Origin of the sequence: Streptomyces sp. NPDC020965 (genome assembly GCF_044333555.1) — a bacterium.
Taxonomy (GTDB): Bacteria; Actinomycetota; Actinomycetes; order Streptomycetales; family Streptomycetaceae; genus Streptomyces.
Map to the genome: position 1 here is coordinate 421,270 of NZ_JBIRRE010000009.1, position 15,820 is coordinate 437,089.

General features: G+C 71.4%; 12 protein-coding genes. 1 reads left to right on the forward strand and 11 read right to left on the reverse strand.

Translation table 11 applies throughout. The features are described 5' to 3' along the window. Positions 1-47: 47 nt before the first annotated feature. The 11 genes from ACH4S7_RS27085 to ACH4S7_RS27135 all read right to left on the reverse strand — a co-directional run bounded on the left by ACH4S7_RS27085 (position 48) and on the right by ACH4S7_RS27135 (position 13,501). On the reverse strand, positions 48-1,136 hold the full coding sequence (locus tag ACH4S7_RS27085; RefSeq protein WP_398523901.1) for an AAA family ATPase: 1,089 nt from the start codon (positions 1,134-1,136) through the stop codon (positions 48-50). Then, entirely contained in the window at positions 1,133-1,786 is a 654-nt protein-coding gene (gene pnuC, locus ACH4S7_RS27090; protein WP_398523902.1) for a nicotinamide riboside transporter PnuC, read from the reverse strand. The genes ACH4S7_RS27085 and pnuC overlap by 4 nt, the downstream gene beginning before the upstream one ends. A 252-nt stretch (positions 1,787-2,038) precedes the next feature. Then, positions 2,039-3,244, reverse strand: a complete 1,206-nt coding sequence (locus ACH4S7_RS27095) for a pseudouridine synthase (RefSeq protein ID WP_398523903.1) — start codon at positions 3,242-3,244, stop codon at positions 2,039-2,041. Next, positions 3,244-3,816 (reverse strand): SMC-Scp complex subunit ScpB, encoded by a 573-nt coding sequence (gene scpB, locus ACH4S7_RS27100; RefSeq protein ID WP_398523932.1) that lies wholly within the window; start codon positions 3,814-3,816, stop codon positions 3,244-3,246. The genes ACH4S7_RS27095 and scpB overlap by 1 nt, the downstream gene beginning before the upstream one ends. A gap of 143 nt (positions 3,817-3,959) precedes the next feature. Continuing rightward, positions 3,960-5,255: a segregation/condensation protein A gene (locus ACH4S7_RS27105; protein ID WP_398523904.1), complete on the reverse strand. Its 1,296-nt coding sequence runs from the start codon at positions 5,253-5,255 to the stop codon at positions 3,960-3,962. A gap of 118 nt (positions 5,256-5,373) precedes the next feature. Beyond that, complete coding sequence (locus tag ACH4S7_RS27110) at positions 5,374-5,937, reverse strand: hypothetical protein (protein ID WP_398523933.1); 564 nt, start codon at positions 5,935-5,937, stop codon at positions 5,374-5,376. Beyond that, on the reverse strand, positions 5,934-6,959 hold the full coding sequence (locus ACH4S7_RS27115) for a ParA family protein (RefSeq protein WP_398523934.1): 1,026 nt from the start codon (positions 6,957-6,959) through the stop codon (positions 5,934-5,936). Before ACH4S7_RS27115 ends, ACH4S7_RS27110 begins: the two co-directional genes overlap by 4 nt. Positions 6,960-7,490: 531 nt before the next feature. After that, complete coding sequence (gene ald / locus ACH4S7_RS27120; protein WP_398523935.1) at positions 7,491-8,606, reverse strand: alanine dehydrogenase; 1,116 nt, start codon at positions 8,604-8,606, stop codon at positions 7,491-7,493. 143 nt (positions 8,607-8,749) lie between these two features. Then, a complete protein-coding gene (locus ACH4S7_RS27125) occupies positions 8,750-10,816 on the reverse strand; it encodes a tetratricopeptide repeat protein (RefSeq protein ID WP_398523905.1) in 2,067 nt (688 codons plus the stop codon). Between the two features lie 279 nt (positions 10,817-11,095). Beyond that, positions 11,096-11,734: an NUDIX domain-containing protein gene (locus ACH4S7_RS27130; protein WP_398523906.1), complete on the reverse strand. Its 639-nt coding sequence runs from the start codon at positions 11,732-11,734 to the stop codon at positions 11,096-11,098. Positions 11,735-11,851: 117 nt separating this feature from the next. Next, complete coding sequence (locus ACH4S7_RS27135) at positions 11,852-13,501, reverse strand: CTP synthase (protein ID WP_398523936.1); 1,650 nt, start codon at positions 13,499-13,501, stop codon at positions 11,852-11,854. 481 nt (positions 13,502-13,982) lie between these two features. Between ACH4S7_RS27135 and ACH4S7_RS27140 the strand changes: the two genes are divergently transcribed. Continuing rightward, entirely contained in the window at positions 13,983-15,785 is a 1,803-nt protein-coding gene (locus ACH4S7_RS27140) for a glycoside hydrolase family 15 protein (protein WP_398523937.1), read from the forward strand. Positions 15,786-15,820: the final 35 nt, after the last annotated feature.

The following is a 15,820-nucleotide window of genomic DNA, read 5'->3' on the forward strand; positions in this document are numbered from 1 at the left end:
GGCCCGGCGGCGCGATCCGGTGCCGCTCCAGGGGGTCGTGGTCGGCATCAGTGGCGCTCCGTGAGGTCGGGCAGGGGTGCGGCGAAGTCCCAGCCCTCGCCGAGCAGGGTGTCGACGGCGGTGATCGCGGTGGCCAGCCGGTGTTCCCGCGATCCGGTGAGGCGTACGGTCCGCCGTCCGGTCCTGGCCAGTTCGGCCGCGAAGCGTTCGGTCATCCAGGGCCGCAGGTGCTCCCCGTCGCGGAGTCCGTCGTCCTCGAAGCCAACGCCCTCGTGGTCGGTGAGCAGCCAGAGATGACGCCGTCCCCGGTCGGCGATCCGCGCGACCTCGTCGTGTGTCCCGCCCAGGTAGCGCTCGTGCCAGATGGTGGTGGCGAACGCGTCGGTGTCGCAGATGAGCAGCGGCGACCCCAGCCCGGCAGCCTCCTCCTCCCGTTCGCTCTGCCGTCGGGCGATCACCGGGAAGTCCTCCGAGGCGAAGGTGACCTCGCTCCATTCCGCCCCGGGCCGTTCGGCGCGCAACCGGGCCAGTTTCCGTTCGCTGTACTCGCGCCCGTACTCCGGTACCCAGCGGGTACGGGCCCAGACGCCGCCGCGTCGCCGGTAGTGGTCGGCGAGCGCGCGGGCGATGGTGGTAGTGCCCGTCGATTCGGCGCCGAGGACGACCACCCGGCGGGCGAGCGCCGCGCGCACCGGCCGGCGCAGATAGTCCCAGCAGCCGATGGGGTCGGCGCGCACGGCGGTGCCGGAGACGGGGAACAGGGTCCGGTCGGGGTCGACGCTGACGGACTCGGCGCCGAAGCGACGGCCCAGTTCCGCCCCGTACGACTCCGAGGTGAAGACGGCGTCGACGGGTTCGGGGACGGCGGTGCGGAAGACCTCCATATGGGCGTCCCAGATCGCCGGGTCACCGAGGTCCATCGGGATGTCGTCCACGGCGCCGACCACCCGCACCCCCGGGTGGATCTCGCGCAGCCACGCCACCCGGTCGGCGAGCGGTACCGATTCGACGGACGCGGCGCAGACCAGGACGGTCAGCCGCTCGCACCGGTCGGCGGCGGTCGCCACCAGGTGGTGGTGTCCGGCGTGCGGTGGATAGAACTTGCCGAGGACGAGTCCGTGCCGGTGGCGGGTCACGCGATCACCTTCGCGGGTTCGGGGCGGCGGGTGCGGAGGTCGCGGGACCAGTCGCGCAGCCCGAGCAGGCACAGGGCCAGGAATCCGGTGTAGAGCAGGGAGGTGAGGTACAGCTCCTTGTGCGCGTACAGCGGGATGTAGACGAGGTCGGCGGCGATCCACAGCCACCAGGACTCCAGCCGCTTGCGGCACTGCCCGTAGGTCGCCGTCAGGGAGAGCGCGGTGGTGAGCGCGTCCCAGAAGGGGACGGTGGAGTCGGTGGCGTGGTCGAGGAGGAGGGTGATTCCGAGGGTCCCCACCGCCCCCGCCGCGAGCAGCCAGATCCATTCGGTGCGGCTGGTGCGCCGCACCGGGAGTCGGTCGGAGCCTGGTCCACCCCCGTGGGTCCAGGTCCACCAGCCGTAGGCGGCGAGGGCGATGAAGACGATCTGCAGACCGGCGTCGGCGTACAGACCGGCCTGGGTGAAGAGCAGGACGAAGAAGAGGTTGTTGGCGATACCGACGGGCCAGTTGGCGAGGTGCTGGCGGGTGACGAGCCACACACAGAGGGCCCCACTGCCGAAGCCGAGGACCTCGGTCCAGCTCACCGGGGTGTCGAGCACGGTGAACAGCGGTTCCCGCAACGGGTCCAGCAGATCCGTGAGTGTCACGCGCGCTCCTTTATGGTCATCCTGACTATAAATGCGGGCGGGGCATCGACACAAGACCGGGCCGGCACGGGGCTGAGTCGGTCGGGGCTGAGTCGGTACGGGGCCGCGGCGGCAGGGGCCGGGCCGCGGCAGGGGACGCGGGAACGCCGAAGGCCCGCGACTGGCAGCAGTCGCGGGCCCTCGGTCCGTACGGTCGCCCTCGGGGGGCGGTCGGTCTGTCCAGCGGTCGGGTCCTTCTGGAGGTTGGTCCCTCTAGAGGTCGACGTCCTTCATCAACATGCCGACCTCGGTGTTGGTGAGGCGGCGCAGCCAGCCGGACTTCTGGTCGCCGAGCCCGATGGACCCGAAGGCGGTCCGGACCAGCCGGTCGACCGGGAAACCGGCCTCGGCGAGCATCCGGCGCACGATGTGCTTACGGCCCTCGTGGAGGGAGACCTCGACGAGGTAGTTCTTGCCGGTGTTCTCGACGATCCGGAAGTGGTCGGCGCGGGCGTAGCCGTCCTCCAGCGGGATGCCGTCCTTGAGGCGCTTGCCCAGGTCGCGCGGGATGGGTCCCTGGATGGCCGCGAGATAGGTCTTCCGCACGCCGTACTTGGGGTGCGTCAGCCGGTGGGCCAGCTCGCCGTGGTTGGTGAGCAGGATGATGCCCTCGGTCTCGGTGTCGAGCCGACCGACGTGGAAGAGCCGGGTCTCCCGGTTGGTGACGTAGTCGCCCAGGCACTGACGGCCGTCAGGGTCCTCCATGGTGGAGACCACACCGGCGGGCTTGTTCAGCGCGAAGAAGAGATACGACTGGGTGGCGACGGTCAGGCCGTCGACCTTGATCTCGTCGTGCTGCGGGTCCACCCGCATGCCCTGCTCGGTGACGATCTGGCCATTGACCTCGACCCTGGCCCGCTCGATCAGCTCCTCACAGGCGCGACGCGAGCCCATACCGGCCCTGGCCAGCACCTTCTGTAGCCGCTCGCCCTCCTGCTCGGCGCCGGGGAAGGTCTTGGGCGCCTTGACCTCGGGCTCATTCGCGTACCGCTCGCGGTTGCGCTCCTCGGTACGGGCGTCGTACTCGCGCGAGCGGGCGGGGGTGGAGCGCCCGTCACGCTGCGACGACTGGCGGGGGCGGCCCTTGGCCCCGCCGCGCGCCGCCGTGCCACGGCCCTTCTGCGGCGTCTCGGGGAAGCCGCCCACGTCGTAGCGGCGCTCCTCGGGACGGGGCTTGTCGGCGCGCTGCTGCCTGTCGTCGCGGTTTCCCCCGGCCTTCGGCCGGGAGGCGCCGGAGCCGGCTCCCCGCTGGTTGCCACGGCCACCGGTGCCGCCACCGCTGTTGCCACGGCCGCCACCGCTGTTGCCACGGCCACCGGTGCCGCCACCGCTGTTCCCGCGGCCACCGGAGCCGCCGTTCCCGCGCCCGCCGTTGTTGCCGCCGCTGTTCCCGCTGGTGTTCCTGCCGCTGCTTCGCATCAAAGTTCCGTCGCCGTCGTGTCATCTACGTCTGAGTCCGGAGCGTCCGGATCGAACGACGGAACGCCTTCCTGCGTCTCGGCCTCGATCGCCTCGGCCTCGGGGAGGAAGGGCGCCAGCTCCGGCAGCTCGTCCAGACCTCGAAGGCCCATCCGCTCCAGAAAGTAGTTCGTCGTCCTGTACAGGATCGCACCTGTTTCGGGTTCCGCGCCCGCCTCCTCGACCAGACCCCGCTGGAGGAGGGTGCGCAGCACGCCGTCGCAGTTCACTCCGCGCACGGCGGAGACCCGGGAGCGGCTGACCGGCTGGCGGTACGCGACGACCGCGAGGGTCTCCAGGGCGGCCTGCGTCAGCCGGGCCTGCTGGCCGTCGAGGACGAAGCGCTCGACGGCGTCGGCGTGCTCGGCCCGGGAGTAGAACCGCCAGCCGCCGGCGACGAGGCGCAGCTCGAAGCCGCGGCCCTGGACGGTGTACTCGTCGGCCAGCTCCCGCAGCGCGTCGGCCACGGCCCGGGGCGACCGCTCCAGGACCTTGGCCAGGTGCCCCTCGGTGGCCGGCTCGTCGACGACCATCAGGACGGCTTCGAGGGCGGGCCTGAGATCGCTCACGCCCCGCCCCGGCTCGTCGCCCGGGGCGCCCTGTCCCGTCACCGTTACCTCGCTCACGCCCTGTCCCGGCTTGTCGTTCACGCCCTGTCCCGTCACCGTTACCTCGCTCACGCCGTGTCCTCCGGGATGTCGGGTGCTCGGTCGAACTCGTCGGTGACGGTCGCGCCGCCGTCGCCACCGGCCCAGCCGACCAGCAGCTCCCCGAGGGCCTCCGGCTGGTCGAGGGTGACGGCCCGGTCGCGGTACAGCTCCAGCAGGGCGAGGAAGCGGGCGACGACGGTGAGTGTGTCGGCCCCCGCGTCCGCCACCAGCTCCCGGAAGGTGGCCCGGCCTCGTTCCCGCAGCAGGGCGACGACGATCTCGCCCTGTTCGCGGACGCTGACCAGGGGCGCGTGGATATGGTCCACGTACACCTGCGGCTCGGGTCTGGGCCGGGCGGCCCTGGCGGCGAGCCCGGCGAGCCCCTCGGCGCCGATCCGGATGACGACCTCGGGCAGCAGCGCGGCGTGGTGGGGTTCGAGCCCGACCGTACGGGGGTATCTGCGGCCCTCCGCCTCGAACCGGTCGCTCAGGATCTCGGCGATCCGTTTGTACGCGCGGTACTGGAGCAACCGCGCGAAGAGCAGGTCGCGCGCCTCCAGAAGGGCGAGGTCGGCCTCGTCCTCCACTTCGGCGGCGGGCAGCAGCCGGGCGGCCTTCAGGTCGAGGAGGGTGGCGGCCACGACCACGAACTCGGTGGTCTGATCGAGGTCCCAGTCGTCGCCCATGGCGCGGATATGGGCCATGAACTCGCCGGTGACCTTGGAGAGGGCGACTTCCGTCACATCGAGCTTGTGCCGGGAGATGAGCTGGAGCAGCAGATCGAAGGGGCCCTCGAAGTTCGCCAGCCGTACGGTGAACCGCCCGTCGCCCTCCGTGTCGCCGCTGGGGGCGCCGGTAGCGGCCGGGGTGTCGGTGGCTTCGGGCGCGGCGGGCGCGACCGGTTCGCCGGGCGCCGGGAGGTCGGGCGCCGGTTCGCCGGGCGCCGGGAGGTCGGGCGCCGGTTCGCCGGGCGCCGGGAGGTCGGGCGCCGGTTCGCCGGGCGCCGGGAGGTCGGGAACCACAGCAGTCCCGGGCGCATCGGGGGCTTCGGGCGCGGGCGGCGCGGCGGGCGCGGGGCCCCCGGCACCATCCGCGTCCACGACCACATCCGCGACCGTGTCCACGACGGCGTCGAGGGGCGTGTCGATGGGTGTGTCCACGGCAACGGCGAGTGGTCCGGCCGGAGCCGGCACACCCGCCTCCGCGGGCGTCGCGCCCGACCCGGCCGTCGACTCACCCGGCGGCGCGTCCCCCGGCGGACCCGCCCCCGGCCCGCGGCCCAGGGAACGGCGCGGCGGGCGGGGCGGGTCGATCGAGGGCATCGCGGTCCAAAAACAGAAGAGGGCGGAACGGCCGTACCTCCCCGGCCAGGGCGCCGCGAGGCACCGCGAGGACACGGAGTCACGGAGAGGGCACGGCAGAAGGTAGCGCAGGCTACCGTCAGCGGCCCCGCAGGCGTCGCACGAGAATGCTCGCGTCGCCGCGCTGCTCCAGATCCGCCAGCACCACCGCCACCGCCTCACGCACTATCCGGCCACGGTCGACCGCGAGCCCGTGTTCGCCGCGCAGCACCAGCCGCGCGTGCTCCAGGTCCATCAGTTCCTCGGCCGAGACATAGACCGTGATCTTCTCGTCGTGCCGTTCGCGCCCGCTGGGGCGGCGGTTGGCACCGCGCCGGCCACGCCGCGTGGAGGCTCCAGCGGCCTCCTGGGCGGCCTGGGAGCGCCTCGCCTTGGACGCAGGGTCCGAAGCCGTCGCCGCGGCCTCCTCGGCCCTGTTACGGCCCTCGGCGCCACCGTCGGGGTCGGCGGGGCCGTCGGTGGGGCTCGCGGCCGTGGGGTGCTCCCGCGGGCCGGACCCGGCTGCGGGCGCCTCCAGCGGATCGCTCTCCCCCGCTGGTGCCGGGACCCTGGGCTCGCCGTTCGTCTGCCTGCGCGGCGACGACGACTGTAGGGCCATCCCGCCGGTGGTGCGGAACAGCTCGTCGGCCCCGGGCAGACTCACTCGGCGGGACACCGGGCGAGCACCTCCCTGGCGAGCTGGCGGTAGGCGGCGGCGCCGACGGAGTTCGAGGCGTACGTGGTGATGGGCTCGCCCGCCACCGTGGTCTCCGGGAAACGCACCGTGCGCCCGATGACCGTGTGGTAGACGTGGTCGTCGAACGCCTCCACCACCCGCGCCAGCACCTCACGGCTGTGCACGGTCCGGGAGTCGTACATGGTGGCGAGGATGCCGTCCAGCTCCAGTTCGGGGTTGAGCCGCTCCTGGACCTTCTCGATGGTCTCGGTGAGCAGCGCCACTCCGCGCAGCGCGAAGAACTCGCACTCCAGGGGGACGATCACCTTGTGCGCCGCGGTGAGCGCGTTGACCGTGAGCAGGCCCAGCGAAGGCTGACAGTCGATCACGATGTAGTCGTAGTCGGCCAGCAGCGGGCGCAGTGCCCGCTGGAGCGTCGACTCGCGCGCGACCTCGCTCACCAACTGCACCTCGGCCGCCGACAGGTCGATATTGCTCGGCAGCAGGTCCATGTTGGGCACGGCGGTCTTCAGCAGCACCTCGTCGGCCGACATCCCCCGCTCCATGAGCAGGTTGTAGACGGTGAGGTCCAGCTCCATCGGATTGACGCCGAGGCCGACCGACAGGGCTCCCTGCGGGTCGAAGTCGACGAGCAGGACGCGCCGTCCGTACTCCGCGAGCGCCGCGCCCAGGTTGATGGTCGACGTGGTCTTGCCGACGCCGCCCTTCTGGTTGCACATCGCGATGATCTTCGCGGGCCCGTGCTGGGTCAGCGGGCCGGGGATCGGGAAGTACGGCAGCGGACGTCCGGTGGGGCCGATCCGCTCGCGGCGCTGACGCGCGGCGTCGGGCGCGAGGGTGGCCGCGTACTCGGGATCGGGCTCGTACTCGGCGTCGGGGTCGTAGAAGTGCCCTTCGGGGACTTCCTCGTAGGCGGCGAAGTGGGTGGACTCTCGGCCACTCTCGTTGCCGGCCATGGCGTTCACGTGTAGGCCGTCCGTCATCGTCATCGTGTGGGCTGTCGTCATGTGCGTGGTGTCCTGGCGTGTCGCGAAGGTCCGGACAGCGACGGAGCCGACAGCCTCCAGCCCGGCCGACGGGCTCAGGCCCCGCGCAGGCGTTCCCGCGTGACCACCCCCGGGAGTAAATGTCGACTCATTCACAAGTCGTCTTACCTCCTTGGATGTGTCCAGGACTTTATCGATAGGTCAGCGTGGCACCATGCCGACGGTTGGCGACTCTATGGCGTGTCACCGCTCCGCAGCAACACAATCCACCGGACCCGGCCCGATGTGTCGGCAACGGAACACTCGTCTGTCAAGGGTCCGCGACCGTCCGGACGCGATCGGGCGCACGGGTTTCACGGGCGGGTGAATCGGCTGCGGAGTTGCGTCCGAGGCGAGTTGGGCGAAGATCGCCGGGAGCCACCCCGGACCTTCCGGCGGGGGCGGCCGGGGACCCCGCCCCGGAGACACATCCGGCCGGACCTCGCAGAGCAAGATCCGGCCGGGGGTGCGATGTTGACGTCGTATGTTGACCGGTCAGCCGAGCAGCGCGCCCAGTTCGACCAGCGGCAGCGCGTGCGCCTCAGCGACCGGTCCGTAGACGACCTGTCCGTCATGGGTGTTGAGCCCCAGCGCGAGTGCCGGGTCACGGCGGAGCGCCTCGACCCAGCCACGGTTCGCCAGTTCGACGATGTACGGAAGCGTGGCGTTGGTGAGCGCGTACGTCGAGGTGTGCGGAACGGCACCCGGCATGTTGGCGACGCAGTAGAAGACCGAGTCGTGGACGCGGAACGTCGGCTCCGCGTGGGTGGTCGGGTGCGAGTCCTCGAAGCAGCCGCCCTGGTCGATCGCGATGTCGACAAGGACACTTCCGGGCTTCATCCGGGCCACCAGTTCGTTGGTGACCAGCTTCGGCGCCTTGGCGCCCGGGATGAGCACGGCACCGATCACGAGGTCGGCCTCGGTGACGGCCTTCTCCAGCTCGTAGGCGTTGGAGACGATCGTCTGCACCTTCGTGCCGAACACTTTGTCCGCCTCGCGGAGCTTATTGATGTCCCGGTCGAGCAGGGTCACGTGGAAGCCCATGCCGACGGCGATCTGAGTGGCGCTCCAGCCGGAGACGCCGCCGCCGATGACGACCGCCCTGGCCGCGTGGGTGCCGGGGACTCCGCCGGGCAGCACACCGCGACCGCCGGCCGAGCGCATCAGGTGGTACGCGCCGACCTGCGGGGCCAGCCGGCCCGCGACCTCGGACATCGGGGCGAGCAGCGGCAGCGCGCGGTTCGCGGTCTCGACCGTCTCGTAGGCGATGGCGGTGGTGCCGGACTCCAGCAGGGCGTCCGTGCACTCGCGGGAGGCGGCGAGGTGGAGGTAGGTGAAGAGGGTCTGGCCCTTGCGGAGGCGGTGGTACTCCTCGGCGATCGGCTCCTTGACCTTCAGCAGCAGGTCGGCGGCGGCCCAGACCTCGTCGGCGGTGGGGAGTATCCGTCCACCGGCGGCGATGTACTCCGCGTCCGTGATCGAGGAGCCGACACCGGCGCTCCGCTCGATGAGGACCTCGTGACCGTGGCGCACCAGCTCGTGCACACCGGCGGGGGTGATCGCCACCCGGAACTCGTTGTTCTTGACCTCGCGGGGGATGCCGACCTTCACGTCGATCACGGTCCTTGGCTCAGGGGATTGAGGGTTATTTCCATATATACCGGGACGCGGCGGGCACACCGGTAGACACCACGGGAAAGTCGCGGTGGAGCCAGTCTAATGAAGGAGTTCTCGCTGTCTAGCCTTACAAAGCATTATTCTTCGAGCGAAGCACTACGGATTTCGTAGGCTGAGCGCTCCACAGCCCCTGCTTCCCCGCCCCGGGCGGCGTCGTGGGCGTCCTCCTCGTCGAGCAACCGCTCGGCGGTGGACCGGTGCAGCCGCGCGGCGGCCGGGTCGCCCAGCCGGTCGAGCGTGTCCGCCAGCCGGAGCTGGAGCGCCGCGTGGAGACGTACGTCACCGGCCCGCCGCGCCCACTCCACCGCCTGCCGGCAGGTGTACAGCGACTCCTCCGGCCGGCCCGCGTACTCCTGCACCCGGGCCACCTCGCTCAGCGCTCTGGCCTGCGCGGGGAGGTCCGCGACCTTGCGGTACCCGGCGACCGCGGCGCGCCAGCTCCGCAGCGCCTCGCCGTACCGGCCCGCGTAGGTGTGCACCGTGCCGAGCCGCCCGTAGAGCCGCGCCTCGTCCGCGCGCTCGCCGCGGGCCAGCCGCTGGACGAGCGCCCGCCCGTACCAGTCGGCGGCCCGGTGCCAGTCCCCCAGCTCCTGGTGGGCACCGCCGACGGATTCCATCGCGCGGCCGATGGCGTACGGATCATTCGCGGCCCGTCCCGCGTCGAGCGCGGCCCGGTAGCGGTCGAGGGCGTCCTCGGTGCGGCCGGTCCTGGCGTCCAGGTCGGCGAGGTTCAGCAGGGCGGCGGCCACCTCCCGGTGCAGCCCGCGCCGCTCGGCCACCCCGAGCACCAACTGATGCAGCCCGTACAGCTCGGGGGCGGCGGCCTCGGTGCCCCGGTGGGCGGCCAGCGCCCGCACCAGGGCGGCGACCAGCCGGCGCGCCAGGGTGTCCAGACCGCCGTCCTCGACCGCGACCCGGGCGGCGGCGAGCAGCGCCGGCTGCCGGCTCCGCAACCACTTCTCGGCGGCCCGCGCGTCCGGGAAGCGCAGGGCGCGCGGCATTCCGGCGAGCGCCGTGCGGATCGGGGAGTCTTCCGGTTCGGCGATGGCCCGGCAGGACTGGAGCCGCCGGACGGTCCGCTCCAGCATCCGGGCCGTGGCCAGCTCGACCTCGGCGGGCTTGTCCTGGGTCTCGATCAGCGCGCGGAGCAGCGGGACGAGCGCGCCGGGCACCCGGTACTGCGCGCCGTCGGCGTGCAGCAGGCCGAGTGTGACGAATCCGTCCAGCGCGGACTGTGCCTCCGGGACCGAGCAGCCGGCCAGTGCGGACGCGGTGTGCGCGTCGGCGAGCCCGGCCGGGGCGAGCGCGAGCAGCCGCAGGGTACGGGCGGCGCCCGGCGGCAGGGCCTCGTACACCAGCCGGAAGGCGCGGCCCAGCGGTCGGGCGGCGGCGGGCTGGTCGCCGTCGCCGGGCAGGGCGCGCAGTCGCTTGGTGGCGTCGGCGACCGAGAGCTTCGGCCGGGCCGCCAGCCAGCCACCGACCAGCACCAGGGCGGCGGGCAGCCCACCGCACTCCTCGGCGACGGATTCCGCCGCCTGGGGGTCCACGGTGATCCGGACGGATCCGGTGTAGCCGGCGAGCAGTTCGATGGCGGCCTTGGCGTCCATACCGCCGAGCGTGCAGGGCCGTACGTCGGGAATGCCGGTCAGGGGACCGCCGGAGACCGCCACCACCAGCGATTCGGAGGCGTCGGGAAGGAGCGGGTCGACCTGTTCGGCGTCGACGGCGTCGTCGAGGAAGAGCACGGCGCGGCGCGCGGTGAGGGCGTCCCGCACCAGGGCGCTCAGCTCGTCCTGGTGGGCGCCGGCGGGTGAGTCGACGCCGAGGGCGTCGAGGAGCGCGCGGGCGGTCTCCTCGGTCGGGACGCGCCGCCCGCCCGGCTCGGTCAGCCGGGCCCGCAGCACCCCGTCGGGGTAACGGTCGGCGACGCGCGCGATCAGTTGTTCAGCGAGCGCGCTGCGTCCGGAACCGGGCCGTCCGGCGATCAGCAGGACCCGGGCGCGGGCGGCCTTGCGGCCCGCGATGGTGTCCAGACCCGCTCGTTCGATATCGGCCTGAAGGGATTTCAACTCCCGCTGTCGCCCGAAGAATTGCCCTCGGGAGGCGCCGGCCCGGCCACCCACGTCCACCGCCTGCTCCGTCACGGGCCACGCTCCCGTCCAGTCCGCGCACACGCCGAGCCCGGGGGAAATCCGCACGGGCGTTCCGAGCGTAGTTCACTCTCTGCGACGAACCGGGGGGAGCGTGTCCGGTAGATCACCTGATCGGATCAGTAGGATCGGCAGATGATCGGATTGACGGAAAGTCAGTCCACGATGATGCGGATGTGCGTTCGGAAAAGCGCCCTGCCGGACCTCCGGCGACGGGGGCCGTGCGTCCAGGAGGGTGCGGGAGGGCGGCGGACCGCGCCCCCGCCTGAGTCGCTAGACCTCGAAGGGTCGGGCCGGCCACGGCGCCTCGGCCGGACGCAGCGCGTCGAAGCCGTCACCCGCCAGCGCGCCGGCCGCCGCGAGCACCCCCACCACCAGACAGGCGTTGTGGAGGTCCCCGGCGAGCACACCGCGGACGAGATCCTGGAGCGGCACCCGGGCCAGCTCCATATCGGCCTCCTCGTGGGAGACCTCGTACCGCTCGCCCTCCGCCGCCGAGAGCCCCCGCGCGAGGAAGATCCGCACGGCCTCGTCGCTGCCGCCCGGCGTGGTGTAGATATCGGTCAGCACCCGCCAGTCCTCGGCCTTGACGTGCGCCTCCTCGTACAGCTCCCGCTGGACCGCGTGGAGCGGGTTCTCCCCCGGCACGTCGAGCAGACCGGCCGGGATCTCCCAGAGCTTCTGGCGTACGGGATGGCGGTACTGGCGCAGGACGAGCACCCGCTGGTCGTCGTCGAGCGCGAGGACCGCGACCGAGCCCGGGTGGACCTGGTAGTCACGGCCGGCGACGGTGCCGTCGGGCATGACCACCTGATCCGTACGGACACCGGTCTTGTAGCCCCGGAACGGATTCGCGGTCGCGGTGACCCGCCACTCCTCCGGTGTGTCCTCGATGGGCGTGGCCGTGTCCATGAAAGTGATCCTCCCGCAGTCGCAACCCCGGCGGGGGGCACGCATACCGACCCCGCAGAGAACCGGGGTACGCGTTCGGGTCGAACGCGTACCCCGGTCAACGGTAACGCCTGTGGATCACTCGCCGGTCTTGCGCTCCACGGCCGCCTTGACCAGCCCGGCGAAGAGCGGGTGCGGGCGGGTGGGCCGGGACCGCAGCTCCGGGTGCGCCTGAGTGGCGACCAGGTAGGGGTGCGTCTCGCGGGGGTACTCGACGTACTCGACCAGCGTGTTGTCCGGGCTGGTGCCGGAGAAGACGATGCCGGCCTTCTTCTCCAGCTCGGCGCGGTAGGCGTTGTTCACCTCGTAGCGGTGCCGGTGGCGCTCCTCCACGTACGGCTGGTCGTCGTAGACCTCTCGTACGATCGAGCCCTCGGCGAGCTTGGCCGGGTAGAGGCCGAGCCGCATCGTGCCGCCGAGGTCGCCCGCGCCCTCCACGTACGCAAGCTGCTCCTCCATGGTGGAGATCACCGGGTGGGCGGTGGCGGCGTCGAACTCGGTGGAGTTCGCGTCGGGGATCCCGGCGAGATTGCGCGCCGCCTCGATGACGATGCACTGGAGGCCCAGGCAGAGGCCCAGCAGCGGGATCTTGTTCTCGCGGGCGTACTGGATCGCGCCGACCTTGCCGCTGACCCCGCGGTCGCCGAAGCCACCGGGGACGCAGATCGCGTCGACGTCACCGAGCTGGCGGGCCGCCTCGACCTGGGTCTTGCAGTCGTCGGACGTGACCCACTTCACCTTGACCCGGGCGCGGTTGGCGAAGCCTCCGGCGCGCAGCGCCTCGGTCACCGAGAGATAGGCGTCGGGCAGGTCGATGTACTTGCCGACGAGCGCGACGGTGACCTCGTGGTCGGGGTTGTGCACCCGGTCCAGCAGGTCTTCCCAGACCCGCCAGTCCACGTCCCGGAAGGGCAGGTCCAGCTTGCGCACGACATAGGCGTCCAGGCCCTCGGTGTGCAGCACCTTGGGGATGTCGTAGATCGACTTGGCGTCGATGGCCGCGACCACCGCGGCCTCGTCGACGTCGCACATCAGCGAGATCTTGCGCTTGATGGCGATCGGCACCTCGCGGTCGGCGCGCAGCACGATGGCGTCGGGCTGGATGCCGATGTTGCGCAGGGCCGCGACGGAGTGCTGGGTCGGCTTGGTCTTCAGCTCGCCGGAGGGGCCGATGTAGGGCAGCAGCGAGATGTGGACAACGAAGACGTTGTCCCGGCCGACCTCATGGCGGACCTGGCGGACGGTCTCCAGGAACGGCAGCGACTCGATGTCGCCGACCGTGCCGCCGACCTCGGTGATGACGACGTCGACGTCGTCGGTCGCCATCCGCCGGATGCGGTGCTTGATCTCGTTGGTGATGTGCGGGATGACCTGGACGGTGTCGCCCAGGTACTCACCGCGCCGCTCCTTGGCGATCACCTGGGAATAGACCTGGCCGGTGGTGACATTGGCCGAGCCGTCGAGGTCGACGTCGAGGAAGCGCTCGTAGTGACCGATGTCCAGGTCGGTCTCGGCGCCGTCGTTGGTGACGAACACCTCACCGTGCTGGAAGGGGTTCATCGTGCCGGGGTCGACGTTCAGATAGGGGTCGAGCTTCTGCATCGTGACCCGCAGGCCCCGCGCCTTCAGCAGCGCACCCAGACTGGAAGCCGTCAGGCCCTTGCCGAGGGAGGAGGCGACACCCCCGGTGACGAAGATGTGCTTGGTCGTCATGGATTTGGGCGGCATCGCCAAGAGGGGGCTCCCGTGGTCGCGAGGGTGAAGTGCGTACCGGCGAATCCCCCCGGTTATTCAGGGGCGCCGTCGCTGCGGTTGCGGGACTTCTGTTACGCACAGACCGGCCCCGGTCCACGGGATACCAGGGTATCAGCGACCGAGAGGGGACGCGTCCGGCCGCGTCCCGCGGCGTCCGGCCCCGCGTACGGCGGCTGCGACGGCCCATCACCCTTGGCTCACCCGTTCGGCTGAGTCATGTTGTCGAGACCGCCACGCGGAACTCCGTCGTGCGTCGTATCCTGCTCGGACACTCGCTTTGCCGAGCAATGCACAGGGGCGCGCGAAGCGCACGGGCAGGGTGGTGGAGTGCGTCGGGCGACATAGGCCAAAAGCGACATCCCCGATATCGCCCCGGAACACCAGGCTCGTCAACGACCCTTGACCGCAGTAAGCGCCCCGCGGGGCGGACGTGGCCGTTCGACTGGAGATGCACGTGGCCGGGCGCATCGAGGATTACGCACTCATCGGGGACATGCAGACAGCGGCGCTGGTCTGCCGGGATGGCACGGCCGACTGGCTGTGCCTGCCCCGTTTCGACTCGCATGCCGTCTTCGCCGGACTCCTCGGTACCGAGGAGCACGGTTTCTGGAGACTGGGACCTGCACACCCCGCGCATGTCGAGCCGCCCGCGGCCGACCGGCGCCGTTACCGCGGCGACTCCCTGATTCTGGAGTCGGAGTGGGACACACCGCGCGGCACGGTCCGCGTGACGGACTTCATGCCGCCGCGTGACGGGGCACCGCAGCTGATCCGGATCGTGGAGGGGATCAGCGGCCGGGTGCCGATGCGCTCCGCACTGCGGATGCGCTTCAGCTACGGACGGATCACGCCGTGGGTGCACAAGGTCGACGGCCGTACGGTCGCGGTGGCCGGACCGGACTCCGTCTGGCTGGACACCGAGGCCGACACCTACGGCAAGGACCTCACCACCTACGCCGACTTCACCGTGGCACCGGGCGACCGGATCGCCTTCACCATCAGCTGGCAGCCCTCCCACCACCGACCGCCCGCGCTGCCGGAACCCGAGGCGTCGCTGGAGGCCACGGAGGAGTTCTGGCGCGAATGGGTCGACCAATGTACGTACCACGGCCCCTACCGGGAGGCCGTGGTCCGCTCACTGATCACCCTGAAGGCGCTGACCTACGCCCCCACCGGGGGCATCGTCGCCGCGCCCACCGCCTCACTGCCCGAGGAGATCGGCGGCTCACGGAACTGGGACTACCGCTACACCTGGCTGCGGGACGCAGCGATCACCCTCTCCTCACTGCTGCGCACCGGCTACCGGGAGGAGGCGCTCGCCTGGCGCGAGTGGCTGCTGCGCGCCGTCGCGGGCGATCCGGAGAACCTCCAGATCATGTACGGCATCGCGGGCGAGCGAGAGCTGGGCGAGGCCGAGCTGGACTGGCTGCCGGGCTATGAGAACTCCACTCCGGTACGGGTCGGCAACGGCGCGGTGAACCAGCTCCAGCTCGATGTCTACGGAGAGGTCACCGAGGCGCTGCACCTGGCCCATATGACCGGGCTCGCGCGCAACGACTACGCCTCACTGCTCCAGCTCCGGCTGATCCACTACCTGGAGAAGCACTGGTCGGAGCCGGACGAGGGCATCTGGGAGGTGCGCGGCCCGCGCCGCCACTTCGTGCACTCCAAGGTGATGGCCTGGGTAGCCGTCGACCGGACGATCAAACTGATCGAGTCCGGTGACGCGGACGGACCGCTGGAGCGCTGGAAGGACCTGCGCGACGACATCCACCGCGATGTCTGCCTCAAGGGGTACGACAAGGAGCGCAACACCTTCACCCAGTCGTACGGCTCCAAGGAGCTGGACGCCTCCCTGCTGCTCATCCCCCAGATGGGCTTCCTGCCCCCGGACGACAAGCGCGTCATCGGCACCATCGAGGCCATCCAGCGGGAGCTGTCCACGGAGGACGGGTTCGTGCTGCGCTACCCGACCTCGGGGGAGGACGCCGGGGTCGACGGCCTGGAGGGCGACGAGGGCGCGTTCCTGGCCTGCTCGTTCTGGCTCGCGGACGATCTGGCGATGATTGGCCGGGTGGACGAGGCGCGGAAGCTCTTCGAACGCCTGCTGGCCCTGCGGAACGACCTGGGGCTGCTGGCCGAGGAGTGGGACTCCCGGCTCCAGCGCCAGGTGGGGAACTTCCCCCAGGCGTTCAGCCACGTCCCGTTGATCGACACGGCGCTCCGGCTCACGGCGTCGGGAGCGTACGGAGGATAGGCGCGCGACACCGGTGGGGCCCGTCCGTCCGGGGC

Excerpts from the sequence above, each read along its gene's own strand:
- ACH4S7_RS27095 (WP_398523903.1), bottom strand. The coding sequence starts at position 3,244 with ATGCGAAGCAGCGGCAGGAACACCAGCGGGAACAGCGGCGGCAACAAC.
- scpB (WP_398523932.1), bottom strand. The coding sequence starts at position 3,816 with ATGGTCGTCGACGAGCCGGCCACCGAGGGGCACCTGGCCAAGGTCCTG.
- ACH4S7_RS27105 (WP_398523904.1), bottom strand. The coding sequence starts at position 5,255 with ATGCCCTCGATCGACCCGCCCCGCCCGCCGCGCCGTTCCCTGGGCCGC.
- ACH4S7_RS27115 (WP_398523934.1), bottom strand. The coding sequence starts at position 6,959 with ATGACGATGACGGACGGCCTACACGTGAACGCCATGGCCGGCAACGAG.
- ACH4S7_RS27130 (WP_398523906.1), bottom strand. The coding sequence starts at position 11,734 with ATGGACACGGCCACGCCCATCGAGGACACACCGGAGGAGTGGCGGGTC.
- ACH4S7_RS27135 (WP_398523936.1), bottom strand. The coding sequence starts at position 13,501 with ATGCCGCCCAAATCCATGACGACCAAGCACATCTTCGTCACCGGGGGT.